The sequence below is a fragment of the Staphylococcus sp. AtHG25 genome, assembly GCF_003217445.1.
In the GTDB taxonomy this organism is placed as follows: Bacteria; Bacillota; Bacilli; order Staphylococcales; family Staphylococcaceae; genus Staphylococcus; species Staphylococcus haemolyticus.
This window is the reverse complement of record NZ_QJSN01000001.1, coordinates 68,415-82,544: the sequence shown is the minus strand read 5'-3', so window position 1 is coordinate 82,544 and position 14,130 is coordinate 68,415. Positions and strand designations below refer to the sequence as shown.

At 33.2% G+C, this 14,130-nt stretch carries 13 protein-coding genes and 2 riboswitches; of the genes, 12 read left to right on the top strand and 1 reads right to left on the bottom strand.

All coding sequences use genetic code 11. The features are described from left to right. Positions 1-20 precede the first annotated feature (20 nt). The gene (locus tag BDW31_RS00365; RefSeq protein WP_110708891.1) at positions 21-956 is read left to right on the top strand and encodes an LCP family protein; all 936 of its coding nucleotides are present in this window, start codon (positions 21-23) and stop codon (positions 954-956) included. Positions 957-1,045: 89 nt separating this feature from the next. Here BDW31_RS00365 and BDW31_RS00360 read toward each other — a convergent pair whose 3' ends face one another. Next, positions 1,046-2,521, bottom strand: coding sequence for an alkaline phosphatase (locus BDW31_RS00360; protein ID WP_016930640.1), 1,476 nt, complete (start codon positions 2,519-2,521; stop codon positions 1,046-1,048). Positions 2,522-2,745: 224 nt separating this feature from the next. Then, positions 2,746-2,846: riboswitch (SAM riboswitch) on the top strand. 72 nt (positions 2,847-2,918) lie between these two features. Between BDW31_RS00360 and BDW31_RS12390 the strand changes: the two genes are divergently transcribed. From BDW31_RS12390 to BDW31_RS00315, 11 genes are all read left to right on the top strand, one after another. Beyond that, positions 2,919-3,089 (top strand): hypothetical protein, encoded by a 171-nt coding sequence (locus tag BDW31_RS12390; RefSeq protein WP_180529094.1) that lies wholly within the window; start codon positions 2,919-2,921, stop codon positions 3,087-3,089. 185 nt (positions 3,090-3,274) lie between these two features. Then, positions 3,275-3,439: a hypothetical protein gene (locus tag BDW31_RS12340; RefSeq protein ID WP_016930641.1), complete on the top strand. Its 165-nt coding sequence runs from the start codon at positions 3,275-3,277 to the stop codon at positions 3,437-3,439. A 29-nt stretch (positions 3,440-3,468) separates the two neighbouring features. Next, a complete protein-coding gene (locus tag BDW31_RS00355; RefSeq protein WP_053024588.1) occupies positions 3,469-4,137 on the top strand; it encodes a response regulator transcription factor in 669 nt (222 codons plus the stop codon). A gap of 2 nt (positions 4,138-4,139) precedes the next feature. Then, positions 4,140-5,036, top strand: a complete 897-nt coding sequence (locus BDW31_RS00350; protein ID WP_053024587.1) for a sensor histidine kinase — start codon at positions 4,140-4,142, stop codon at positions 5,034-5,036. A 174-nt stretch (positions 5,037-5,210) separates the two neighbouring features. Next, entirely contained in the window at positions 5,211-5,960 is a 750-nt protein-coding gene (locus BDW31_RS00345; RefSeq protein WP_053024586.1) for an ABC transporter ATP-binding protein, read from the top strand. A 1-nt stretch (position 5,961) separates the two neighbouring features. After that, on the top strand, positions 5,962-7,953 hold the full coding sequence (locus tag BDW31_RS00340) for an ABC transporter permease (RefSeq protein WP_053024585.1): 1,992 nt from the start codon (positions 5,962-5,964) through the stop codon (positions 7,951-7,953). Positions 7,954-8,042: 89 nt separating this feature from the next. Beyond that, positions 8,043-9,047, top strand: a complete 1,005-nt coding sequence (locus BDW31_RS00335) for a DUF4064 domain-containing protein (RefSeq protein ID WP_053024584.1) — start codon at positions 8,043-8,045, stop codon at positions 9,045-9,047. Positions 9,048-9,389: 342 nt separating this feature from the next. Continuing rightward, positions 9,390-9,491, bottom strand: a riboswitch (TPP riboswitch). 334 nt (positions 9,492-9,825) lie between these two features. Next, a complete protein-coding gene (locus tag BDW31_RS00330) occupies positions 9,826-11,025 on the top strand; it encodes a 5,10-methylene-tetrahydrofolate dehydrogenase (RefSeq protein ID WP_110708889.1) in 1,200 nt (399 codons plus the stop codon). Beyond that, entirely contained in the window at positions 11,022-12,140 is a 1,119-nt protein-coding gene (locus BDW31_RS00325; protein ID WP_053024582.1) for a hypothetical protein, read from the top strand. Before BDW31_RS00330 ends, BDW31_RS00325 begins: the two co-directional genes overlap by 4 nt. Positions 12,141-12,332: 192 nt before the next feature. After that, on the top strand, positions 12,333-13,130 hold the full coding sequence (locus BDW31_RS00320; RefSeq protein WP_053024581.1) for a zinc-ribbon domain-containing protein: 798 nt from the start codon (positions 12,333-12,335) through the stop codon (positions 13,128-13,130). 197 nt (positions 13,131-13,327) lie between these two features. Beyond that, entirely contained in the window at positions 13,328-14,059 is a 732-nt protein-coding gene (locus BDW31_RS00315; RefSeq protein ID WP_053024580.1) for a phosphoadenylyl-sulfate reductase, read from the top strand. Positions 14,060-14,130 lie beyond the last annotated feature (71 nt).

Genomic DNA, 14,130 nt, shown 5'->3' with positions numbered 1-14,130 from the left:
AAAATGAGTGATTAATTATTATGAAAAAAAAGAAATCAACTACTTTTAAAGTAATTATTACAATATTGATTATATTATTAGTACTTATTGTTGCTGCAGCTATTTTTGTCTTTACGAAATTACATTCATTAAATAATTCAATTAATGAATCCTTAGATAGAGATCATTCCCAATTAAGACAAAAGGCAGCAAAAGAGGGAGACCCTATGACGGTTGTGCTTTACGGTATAGATGACGATGCTGAAAGACAGCAAGAAAATCTCGGGCAACGTAGTGACTCTATCGTCTTGATGTCAATTAACCCAGAGGATAAAAAAACTGTAATGGTAAGTGTGCCTCGTGATACACGTGCTAAAATTGTTGGACATGGAACTACCGAAAAAATTAACCATGCTTATGCATATGGTGGTCCCAAAATGGCTGTAAATTCATTAGAAGAATTAATGGATGTACCAGTTGATCATTATATAGCTATCAATATGGATGGAGTTAAAACAGTTGTTGATGAATTAAATGGCGTAGATATTACAAGTAATGCTACGTTCACATTCCATGGGTACAAATTTGAAAAAGGGCAAAAATATCATATGGATGGAGATAAAGCACTTACTTACATGCGTAGTCGTAAGGAAGATGGTGCTGGTGGCGATGAAGGTCGTCAATTGCGTCAACAACAAGTGATTACTGCAGTTGCTAGAGAAGCATTCTCTGTTAACTCAGTAACTAAATTAAACGGTATATTCAAAGCTGCTCAAGATAACTTGAAAACAGACCTAAGCTTCGTACAGTTAAATCGCTTTAAATCTGACTATGATAAAGCACAAGACAATGTAGAACGTTTAACAATTAATGGTCAAAACGCACTTGGTGATGACAATCTATACTACTTCTATCCTGATAAAAATAGTCTAAAAGAAGTTAAAGAGAAATTAAAAGAAAACTTAAATCTTAACTAAATGAAAGCACTTTGTCGATGATATAAATCATTGACAAAGTGCTTTTAAATTGCAATTAACCTTTATTATACTTAAATTTTTAGTCTTAATTATTGTTGGTTTTGATTAGATGTTACATCGTTATTAAAGAAATCAAAGATATTTTTTGCGCTATCTGTATTATCATTATTACCAGCAAATTTATTTTCACCTGGTCCATGTGCATATGTGTTTACGTCTTCACCTGTATGACCATAAGTAGTCCAACCAGTGTGAGATTCATCGTTGATTGGTTTTTGAATCGCATCTTGAAGTTTAGTAGTTGCTGCAGCTACTTTTTCATCGTCTTCACTTTTAGCTTTATCTTGAGCTTCTTTCAATTCTTTAGCAGCGTCTTTAACTTTATCCATTTGTTTAGAAGGGAATTCGAAACCATAGCCGTCGTTAATAACTTTTTCTGGGTCTTTGCCATCAGCAATTTGTTTAGTCATGTAGCTACCAGAGTGTTTCATTTTATGAATTGCTTCTGGATTCCATACGTAATCTTTCCCTTTAGCAATTGATAAACCACCAGTTGAATGATCGGCAGTTGCTACAACTAAAGTGTCTTTGTGTTTGTTTGAGTAGTCTATTGCATTTTGGAAAGCTTTTTCAAATCCGCCCATTTCTGACATAACACCAGTAATGTCGTTAGGGTGTCCTGATTTATCGATAGACGCACCTTCGACCATTAAGAAGAACCCTTTATCATTCTTTTCTAGTTTAGATAAGGCACTGTTTTCCATATCTACTAATAATGGATTACTTTGTGGTGCATCGATTTGTAAAGGCATATCTTTTTCAGAGAATAAACCTAATACTTGATCACTTTGTGAATTAGCAAGTTCATCTTTGTTTGTTACATAATCATAACCGTCTTTTTGGAACTTATCCGTTAAATTACCATTTTCTTTACCGAAGTATTTAGAACCGCCACCTAAAATAACATCAGCTTTATGTTGACCATTAATTTTGTCATTGTAAAACTGTTGCGCGATTTCGTCTTTCTTATCACGGTCATCAACGTGTGCAGCATATACGGCTGGTGTTGCATCTGTTACTTCAGCAGTTGTCACAATACCAGTTGATTTGCCAAGTTCTTTCGCTTTTTCTAGAACGGATTTTAATGGCTTTTTATTATTATCTACTGAAATTGCACCATTATATGTTTTGTGACCAGTTGCAAAGGCTGTACCACCTGCAGCTGAATCTGTTACGTTCTCTTTAGGGTCATTAGGGTTAGTACGGTTAGTACCCTTTAAATATTTGTCAAATGCAGTTTGATCTAATTCTTTAGTATTTGGATTGTCAGCATAGTAACGATAAGCTGAATTGTATGCAGGTCCCATACCATCGCCGACCATGAAAATAACGTTTTTAGGATTCTTTGTGTTACCAATGGCCATGTAATCTTCATTTTGTCCTTGTTGGCCTTGGTTACCTTCGCCAGAACCTGACGCGAATGACACGTGTGTTGTCCCTAATACAGATGCAGCTAAGATTGAACTTGCTACTGTTGTTTTACCAAATTTGTTGATGAAACTCATTTTAAAAAAGCCCCCTAATATGTATATTATGTAGTTGTTACACTATTTATATTAAGAAATTTAATTTGATTTTCAGTTAGTATAAAGTTATTTTTAAGTAAAGTAATTGTAAACAATTATTAATGAATAGAATTTATTTTATATTTAGTTTTACCATATGTTGTAAACGTTTTACTTTTATAATTTTTAAAAGTGAGTTATAATACCAATAAATAAAATAGTTCGTCTTATTAAGAGTGAGTGGAGGGAATTGGCCCTATGAAGCTCCAGCAACTGCGCTTTGCGTGAGGTGCTAAATCCAACAGGAGTTCCTGAAAGATAAGAAGATGTCCGTGAGCGCTTCTTATTTAAGGAGGGCTATTTTATTTACCCAAATTTAGAAAAGGTGGTAAATCTTATGGAAACATTGAAAGAGCTATTTGAACAATTAGACTATTGGGAGCAATATTCACCAAAGAGCTATGGTGGAAGTATGTTGAAAGTAGCCAAAATAGGAGAAGTCAAAACACAAATATACGACAGTATTTCAATAGAAGATATTAGAACTTACATCTTAAATAAAAAGTAATGTCTAATCTGTACTTATGAGTCGCAATTAAATTTATAATCTTTATTATGATTGAAGCGGTACGTTGAAATAGTCATTATTTCGGTATCGCTTCAGTTTTTTGATGTTCATTTTATAAGTAAAGTTGTAAAATGAAGACTAAGACGATGTATCAATCAAATATAAAATATAGAGGTGTTCAATCGATGATATTTGTAATGTTATCACCACTACTCATCATTGGATTTATCGCATTATCAATAATGGAAGAACGTAAACGTAAAAAGAAAACTGAACAAAAAGAAGCAGAATTTGAAAAGGAAAAGAATAAAGTTTCAAATCCTGATTATGACGACGACCACAAAGCTTAATAAATCATTAGTAATGAAAGGTGAGCAATATGAAAGTATTCATCGTGGAAGATGATTTTATCATTGCAGAAAGTTTAGAGCAAGAGTTATCGAAATGGAATTATGAGGTCATCGTGGCTAAACAATTTGATAATATTATCGACGTATTTCATGCAAATCAACCGCAACTCGTATTGCTCGATATCAATCTACCGACATTCAATGGCTATCACTGGTGTCAGGAGATACGTAAGACTTCTAATGTACCGATTATGTTTATTAGTTCAAGAACCGACAATATGGATCAAATTATGGCAATTCAAATGGGCGGCGATGACTTTATCGAGAAACCATTTAATTTATCGTTAACTGTAACTAAGATTCAAGCATTATTACGTAGAACGTATGATTTAGCAGTGTCTAATAATGAAATTACTGTTAAAAATTGCAAACTTGTTGTAGATGAAGCAACACTTTACCATGAAGACGAATCGGTTCAATTGTCCTTTACTGAATTACAAATCTTAAATATGTTGTTCCGCAATGAAGGTAAGTATGTCAGCCGTACCGCATTGATTGAAAAGTGTTGGGAGTCGGAGAATTTTATAGATGATAATACTTTAGCAGTCAATATGACACGATTGCGTAAGAAATTACAATCGATAGGTGTTATAGATTTAATTGAAACTAAGAAGAATGTTGGATATAAGGTGTCTTAATTATGCTGAAAGCTTTTATTAAATCAATATTAAATGAAATTATTATAGTTATCACATTTATATTATTATTTTTACTTATCTTCTTTCTATTTAATTTGCCACTGAATGCGTATCTATTAGGTGCGGGAATAATGCTGTTCATCATGATAATTTATTGGTTAGTACAATTAAGTGGGTTTAGAGAACAAGTTCAGATGAGAGACATTATTCATGAACTAGAACATGAATTGCAACAGGTGAAAAGTGATCAAACTGAATATCAAGCTAATGTGGAGAATTACTTCTTAACGTGGGTTCATCAAATGAAGACGCCTATTACAGCATCTAAATTATTGTTAGAGCGTAATGAAGATAATGTCGTCAATCGAGTGCGGCAAGAAATTATCCAAATTGATAATTATACAAGTTTAGCGTTAAGTTATTTAAAATTGATGAACCAAGAAACGGATATGTCCTTTTCAAAAGTAAAGATTAATGACCTTGTCCATCCATTAATTATGAAATATTCTATTCAATTTATTGATCAGAAGACAAAGATTCATTATGAACGGTATGAGGATGAAGTTCTGACTGATGCACAATGGTGTTCGATCATGATTGAACAGATTCTAAATAATGCATTGAAGTATGCGCGAGGTAAGGACATTTGGATTACGTTTGACCAACAACAGCATGTATTGACTATTCGTGATAATGGTGTCGGTATTAGTCAAGCTGACTTACCGAAGATCTTTGATAAAGGCTATTCAGGATATAATGGTCGATTGAATGCTAATTCATCAGGCATTGGATTGTTTATTGTTAAACATATCTCTCAACATTTACATCATCATGTAGATGTACAGTCTGAGTTGAACAAAGGTACGGCATTTAGTATTTATTTCCCGAAAAATAATTAAACTTTCAATATTGTAAGCTAGCCAACAACATTTGTAAGAAATTATCAATGTTGTTGGCATTTTTTTGTTTTATGATAGAGATAACAAAAGGAACATGAGGTCTTAAATTATTGGATTACATCTTCATTGTGACCATTTTTGTAAAAAATTATTAAAGAAAGCGAGGTTGAAGCGATGTTATTAGACGTCAAAAATGTAAAGAAAACGTTTGGCAGAGGTTTAAATGCGACTACTGCGTTGAATGGCATTTCATTTACAGTTGATAAGGGAGAATTTTTAGCCATTATGGGTGAGTCGGGTTCAGGTAAATCCACATTATTAAACTTAATTGCAACGTTTGATAAAGTGTCTGAAGGCAACATCACTATTAACAATCAAGATATTCGCAAGTTACGTAATAAGCAAATTGCGCATTTTCGTCGTGATAATCTTGGCTTTGTCTTTCAAGATTTCAATGTCTTACCAACTATGACGAATCAAGATAACATCTTAATGCCACTTGTGCTTGCTAACCGCTCTCATAAAGTAATGGAACAGCGTATGAATGCGCTAAGTTCTAAATTAGGTATTGAGAAATTACTTTCTAAATACCCGTATCAAGTTTCTGGTGGTGAACAACAACGAATTGCGATTGGTCGTGCATTAATCAATGAACCCGATTTACTGCTCGCCGATGAGCCGACCGGTGCGCTCGATTCAAAGACTTCGAAACAAATCATGACGCTATTTCGAGAAATTAATGATAATACGCAAACGATATTAATGGTAACTCATTCAACTATCGATGCGTCTTATGCTAAACGAGTATTATTTATTAAAGATGGACGTTTGTATCATGAAATTTACCGAGGGGAAGAATCGCAACAAGATTTTCAAAAGCGTATTGCTGATAGTTTGGCTATTCTGAATGAAAGTGGGTACTAACATGACCATACATATGCTCTGGAAGATGATTGCTCAAAACTTCAAGATGCAGCGACATGTGATCATGCCCTTTATATTAGCACTGAGCATCATGTTCGCAACGGAATTTATTCTATTATCTTTAAATATGAATGACTACGTCCAAAAACGAAGTCAGCTATTACCTATATTTATTGGTGTGGGAAATTTCTTTATGAGTGTCTTGGGTTTTATATTTATTTTATATGCCAATCGCTTCATGATGAAACGTCGTCAACAGGAACTTGCGATGAACATGATACTTGGAATGGAGAAGAAACATTTCCGAATGATTATGCTCATCGAGATGGTATATCAATATGTTTTAATCGCGGTTATCAGTATAACTGGTGGCTATCTCTTTGGCCTATTAATCTTTATGCTTATGAATAAATTAATGCATCAAACGGGCATGTCGCTATTGGATTATCCTTTAGATGTGAAAGCGATGTGCATTACTTTAATTATTTTAGCAGCGGTAATGTTATTTCTCTTCTTGATTAACAATTTAAAAATATTATTCCAAAGTCCTATTAAATTAATACATCAACGTCAAAGAGCTGAAAGAAAGTTACCCAAATTTGTATTATACGTTTTACTAGTTATTGGAGTTGTTACGTTATTTAGCAGTTATCACATTGCGCTCTCTAATCAAATGGTATTACGCTCGTTATATGATTTGTTCGGTGCAATTGGCTTGGTTATGATTGGGACATATTGCTTATATTTATCGTTAGGCGTTTTACTATTAGATTGGTTAAAACGAATCCCTAAATGGTATTATAATCCCAAATACTTTTTTACCATTTCAGGATTGCAGTCTAGGATGAATTCAAATGCGATTGGACTTGCAAGCATCACGATGTTATGTACATTTCTAATTGTTACTGTGGGTATGACGATTTCAACTTATCGAGGGATATCGGATCAGGTCGATTCTATTATGTCGGATCAATATAGAGTTTCAATAGATGGAAACCTTCACAATAATAAGAAGACTCAGGAGAAAGTACGTCATTTAGAACGTGATATTAAAGATCATGCTAAAGTTGATTTCTTTAAGAAGAATGCAGTTTCACTGATTGCGGTGGATTACAAACAACCAGGATTATTTAAACATCGTAATAATAAAGATTATAATATGACGATTAATAGTGCCTATCTCGTGATTATGACACAGCACGATTATAATGAGCTAAATACGAAGAAGGTTAAGTTGAAACATGGGGAATTAGGATTTGAAAGTTTAAATCAACCTTTTAAAAAATTAATAACTGCAACAATGATGGGGGACCAATTCAATATTAAACAGTTAAATGGTCATAATTATTCGTATCCAGTTCCAGGAGCGTTAACTATTATTACTCCAGATGATAAGACATTCCAACAATTAACCAATTATTATGTCAATGCTGATAAGAACGACCATCATGGCACGCAGAAAGTTCAAAATACATTTATGCATTTTAATATCATGACAAAGCATACATCTGACTTTGATAAGTTGAAAAATACATTAATGCAACGCTATAAAGTGAGTATTGATGATAAAAAAGAAGTGGCGGGCACATTATATGAAATTAATGGAGGACTTATCTTTATTGGAACGGTAGTGTCTATCATTTTATTCATTGGCACATTTCTAATGATGTATTATAAAAATGTTGCAGAAGGATATGAGGACCGTAAGAATTATCAAATTATGCAACAAGTTGGTATAGATAATGACAGAATTAAAGATACCATTAATAAACAAATTATATGGATATTTGCATTGCCAATTATTGTCGCAACAATTCATGTTATCTTTGCTTCAAAAATAATATATAACGTGTTAGGTATTCTGAATGTTAATCATGTTGGTGTGTTTGTGACAAGTTATGTCGGTGTTATTATTACGGTTGTTGTTATGTATGCGTTGATGTATTGGATTACATCGCGTATTTATTACATGATTGTTAATCGATATCACTAGATAGAGTATTAGAAATTTGCCATACTTTTTAAAAATTAAGTGTAACCTAATCATCGGTAGGGTATACAACAAAAAAAGGAGGCGTAAAAATGGCTAATCAAACAAACGATCATACATTACATCACACGCAAAATAACAAGATTAAACGCACGGTTGAACATATCCTTACTTGGCTAGGGGTTGTATTGCAAGCAATAGTTGCAATCATGTTCTTAGTTCTTAAACCTTTAATGGGAAATAATAACTTTAAAGATCAAATGATTAGTGAATCTCAAAAGCAAGGTAACTCAGTATCTACTTCAGAATTGAATCAAGGTATTGATGTTTTAGGTAGTTTCATTAGTTTCTTAACTTGGGGTGCTGTAATTTCACTAATTTTAGCGATTATTGGCGGTATTTTAATTAGTAAAAAACCTAAAATTGCAGGTATCTTATTAATTATTGCAGGTCTAATTGCATTATTGTCTAACTGGATTAGTTTTATTCTTTGGATCGTAGCTGGTATTATGCTACTTGTAAGAAAAGGTAAGAAAAAAGATAATTACGCTAATGGCTATTATGACAATAACAACCGTCGTGAAAATCATCATGATGATAAAGATGTTAACACTAAAAACAATGCATTCATCTTAGATGAAGAAGATAAAGCGAAAGAACAAAGAGATATTAAAGAACATTATTCTAATGATGATGTTCATAATGGTAGTCATAACCATTCAAATCACAATGATAACAATCGTTATGACAATAATAATCATGACCGTTCTAATTTAGAGCGTAATGATTATCAAGAGTCTAATCGTCGGGATGACTTACATCGTTCAGATGAAGACTTTAACCGTCGTAATGATGTAGATTGGTCTTCAGATGACCGTAAAGACAATAACTTTAATCAAAATCAAGAGCACAATCATAATCATAACAATGAAGAACGTAGTCAATTTGGTTCTCGTAGTGATAGATATCAAGATAAAGCACATAAAGATTTAAATGATTTTGATAAAGATCGAAATGAGCATAAAGATAACGATTTTGTACGTGATGAAGCGGACAAATTGAAAGATAAAAAAGATAACGACCCATATAAATATTAATAGTTGAGTCGTTTAAAGAGTGAGACGAATGTCTCGCTCTTTTTAATTGCAATAAAGAAGTCGGTGACGCCCCTAAGTTAGCATCACCGACTTTACGTTAATTTCTATTATATGGATAAATAAAATGAATTTTCTACAATACTACTAGTCTAAGCTTCTCTCAGACAATGCTTATTTCAACATGACATTTTTGCTACTATGATAAAATTGTCTGGCGGTCACCTCTGTCACTTTTTTAAAGTAAAAAATACGTAACCTTCACTATAGAAAAGTTACGTAAATGATAGATGTTAGTTTATATGAAATAAGGCATGACATATCTAGACCTTAATCAAGTTATCTACGATTTCGTCCACACTTTCCTACGCTAGTACCATCTAGTTCAGGTTCAAAGGGTTTGGAGTAAGACTCCATCTCAGTTTGAAAACACCCCTAGTGCATATTTTTATACTATATATTTAATTTAGTATTTTTAATTTTAGAAGTCAAGACTGTAATTTGACTAGTTAGAGTTAATGTGAAGAGCCGATTAAGTCTACAATACAAATTTGCATTAGCTGACTGAACTGATAATAAGTTTAAAATTAACCTCTTCTTAGTACTAGTTATCCTTACGGGGGGGTGAAAAATGAATTCTGTTCAACTCCCTTAATTGCAAAAAGTATTGTTATTATCATAAAATGAACATTGCATAATTTTGACCCCGTTAATTAATACTTTTTCAAACAAATAATCAATAGTTAACTTAGCAAATATTAGAAGAGGAAGGAGGTTAATCATGACCTTTACGATTGGATTAGTGCCATCGCCAGGCGTTGCACATAAGCTCGTCGATAATGCGATACCAAAGATTCAACAACATTTACATGACCGGATTAAAGATGTGGATGAATGGCATTTCGAGAGTAAAGTAGATTTATTAATAGGATCTGCTGAGGATGTACATGAGAGTATAGATAAAGCTGCAGAATTGAAGAAAGAACATGAATGGGATTTCGTTATCTGTATTACAGATTTACCAAGTATCTCAGGTAATAAAATTGTGATTAGTGACTTTAATAGTGAAAAGCAAGTTTCTATGCTTTCATTACCTGCGTTAGGTTGGATTAATTTAGAGCGTAAGTTAGTGAAGAGTATGACAGCACTAGTTGAACAGTTATATCACAATAATACGAAAGAGCGCCCCAAAGTGCATCCACTGATTAAACCTAAAGCTGTTGATCCTCGAGAAGATGAAAGTTCGAAAAGACGTTATATTAATCGCTACTTTATATTAGGATGGCTGCAGCTTATTTTAGGTTTAACGCGAGCGAATGAGCCATGGAGAAATTTGTTTAATTTTAAGAAGATTATTTCCGTTGCATTTGCGACAGGGACATATGTTTCTATCTTCTCTATGCCATGGGAGTTAAGTGTTCAATATTCAACCTTAAGATTTATTGTCTTAATGATTATTTCTATATTAGGTATGGCGGGATGGTTATTATACGCGCATCAGTTATTTGAAGAAAAAACATCAAAGTCTCAACGTGTTTATCGCTATGTATATAACGCGACGACATTACTTACTTTAGTCATCATTACATTGATGAATTACGTAGTTTTATATGTATTACTATCTATTAGTATTTCATTATTTGTACCTGTAGGTTTATTTAATAGTTGGACGAGTGCAAATCCTGATTTCACATTTATAAATTATTTGAAATTATTATGGTTTGTATCATCGCTTGGTTTATTAGCGGGTGCAATGGGCTCAACTGTAGAAAATGAAGAGAAGATACGACGTATTACGTATTCTTATCGCCAATATCATCGTTATAAAGAAGCGCAACAAGAGGAAAAAGAGAAAAAAGAACAACAATCACAAGATGTATCACAACATGACGTGGAACAATCTTCATCAAACAAAGAAAGTAATGATGATGAACAATATGAAGGTAAAAAACAAGATCATAGAGAGGAGGATGACGCATGAATGAAGCTAAAACAATCGGTTTAGTTGTTGCTCCTGGTGTTACAGAAAAATTAGCTGAGAGTTTAATGGATGATATTCCGAACATCTTATCTCACCAGAATAACAACCAACATGACTGGGAAGTGGATCTCGTGGTTGATCCTCTGACAGGCTACGCAGAATCCGTTGGCAAAATTTTTAAAAAGATACAAGATTATCATGATAAGCGAGAATGGGATTATGTCGTTGCAATTACAGATTTACCTATGTTTCATGATGAACGTGTGTTAGCACTGGACATCAATAAGAAGAATGGTGCTGCTGTCTTTTCTTATCCTGCATTTGGTTGGCGCCCAATTAAGAAACGTTTTAAGAACGCCATCGTTGCGATAATCAATGAAGTGCATCATTCTGAAGCTGAAAAGAATGATTATGATGACAATAATCATGTAACATATGCAGTTAACAAACAATTTCCATTATCTAAAATTGATAAAACTGAAGTACATTTAGATGAAACAGGTAATGATCATTTACGCTATTTATCCAATACTAGGTCAATGGGAATGGTTCGGCTTGTGAGTGGTATGACATTTGCAAATAATCCACTTAATATGATGGCAAGCCTTAGTAATATTGTGGCAATTGCTTTTACCACTGGCGCATTTGGCTTAATATTTACGACTATGTGGCAGATGAGTATGGAATTCTCAATGTGGCGTCTATTTGGAATATCTATTATCGCAGTCTTAGGTATGTTACTTTGGATTATGATGTCTCATGATTTGTGGGAATCTGTCAAACAAAGTCGTAATAAACGAATTACATGGTTATATAACTTAACTACAGTGATGACGCTCTTTGTAGCTATTATCATTTATTACATTATTCTTTACACATTATTTTTAATTGCAGAACTTGTGTTATTACCATCTGATTTCTTAGGGCAACAGGTAGGGTTAAAGGGACCGGCTGGAATTGATTTATATCTAAGTATTCCTTGGTTTGCTGCTTCTATTTCAACTGTTGCAGGTGCGATTGGTGCTGGATTATTAAATGATCAACTAATCAAAGAAAGTACTTATGGTTACCGACAACAAATGCGATATGATGATAGAGATAAAGATGAAGGATAACGAGATTAAAGTCGAGAAGCGTGAAGCTTTCTTCGGCTTTGTTTTTTAGGTAAATTTATATAAAAAAATTATAGAAAAATAATTGGTGCTTAATTTAAAATTAAATATAATGTAGGTGTCAAAATAAATAAGAGACCTAAATTCACAACAACTACTTAGATTTAGCAACATGAAGTGAAGGAAGGTAATATCATGAATTTTTGTCCTAGATGTGGTAGTAAAATAACTAAAGAGCAACGATTTTGTAGTAAATGTGGCAATGATTTACGCGTATTTGAAGATGATTCAATTGAGTCACAATATGAGGTAGCTGAGCGCAAGCCAAGCATTTGGCCATTTATATTAGTTGGCTTAGTTGTTATTGGGATTATAGTCAGTTGCTGTTTTGTTTATTATCATTTCTTTTTAAAAGAAGGGAAACAAACGGAGCAGACTACAACTACAACAGCGCATGTGAAGAAAGATAAAGAAACAACGGATGACGGTAAAGTGTTTAACGATCCTATTAAAGCAGTAAAGCAAAAAGCGAAACAAAGTGAAGATGAAAAAGACAAAGATGCGACTCATTCACAAGCACCTAAAATTGATGTCATGAGTGAGGATTTCCATAAGTCATTTATGCAAAGGGATACAAGGGATTCTTACATGGGAATTAAACCTGGCATGACCAGAGCAGAAGTGGAAAAAAGATATGGCAGATCCAATCGTGTTTTTCACAAAGTGGGCATGGATAATCTATATACCATTTATGGTAATTTAGCAGTGGTCTATGAATTGAAAGGTAATACTGAAGTAGTAAGAGGAATTGGCGTGTCACCCTCAAATGTTGATGAGCAAACATTTATTAGTAAATACAGTGATTATGAAAAAAATAATGATGCTGGAAGTTATATTTATAATACCGTGAAAAATAATGGCTTTGAAATTTTAGTAACTACAAAGAACGATAAAATTGCTTTGATTCAGTGTATTCCAGAAAATCATTACTAGGGAAAAGTTGAAACGTTTAGGGAGTGTGACGGATGCAAAATTGAATCAATGTCCTACTCCCTACTTCTTTATATAATTCTCCTCAGAACCTTGACTTTATAGCAAAATCTCGATAAAGTAGTAACATATTATTCTGACAATTCTGATAGGTATTAGATTAATAAATTTGTGAAATTTTAGGGGGGGACCATAAGTTTATGTCAGTACCGACAATTACGTATGAGAATTTTGAAGGTGACCCTTTCATTGATTCTATTTCTACTGACGATGCAACTAAAGGCGCTTATGAAATATTAGAATGGGCGTATCGCACATATGGTGATTCCATTGTTTATTCATGTAGTTTTGGTGCGGAAAGTATGGTTTTAATTGATTTGATTTACCAGATTAAGCCAGATGCACAAATTGTCTTTCTAGATACGGATTTACATTTCCAAGAAACGTATGACTTGATTGATAAAGTGAAAGAACGCTTTCCAAAACTTCGTATTGAAATGAAGAAGCCTGATTTAACGCTAGAAGAACAAGCTGACAAATATAATCCGGCATTATGGAAGAATAATCCTAATCAATGCTGTTATATAAGAAAGATTAAACCTTTAGAAGAAGTGTTAGGTGGCGCTGTTGCTTGGGTTTCAGGTTTACGTCGAGACCAATCGCCAACACGTGCAAATACGAACTTTATTAATAAAGACGAGCGTTTCAAATCAGTGAAAGTGTGTCCTTTAATTTACTGGACAGAAGATGAAGTTTGGGACTATATTAAGAAACATGATTTACCTTATAATGTATTGCATGATCAACATTATCCTAGTATTGGTTGTATCCCATGTACCGCTCCTGTATTTGACTCAGATGATTCTAGAGCAGGGCGTTGGTCGAATTTCGATAAAACAGAATGTGGCTTACATGTTGCTGATAAACCATAATGCGTTTGGATAAAAATTTTTAACAATAAAACATAGTACTCTGATATGTTTTAAACAAAATCTACAAATAT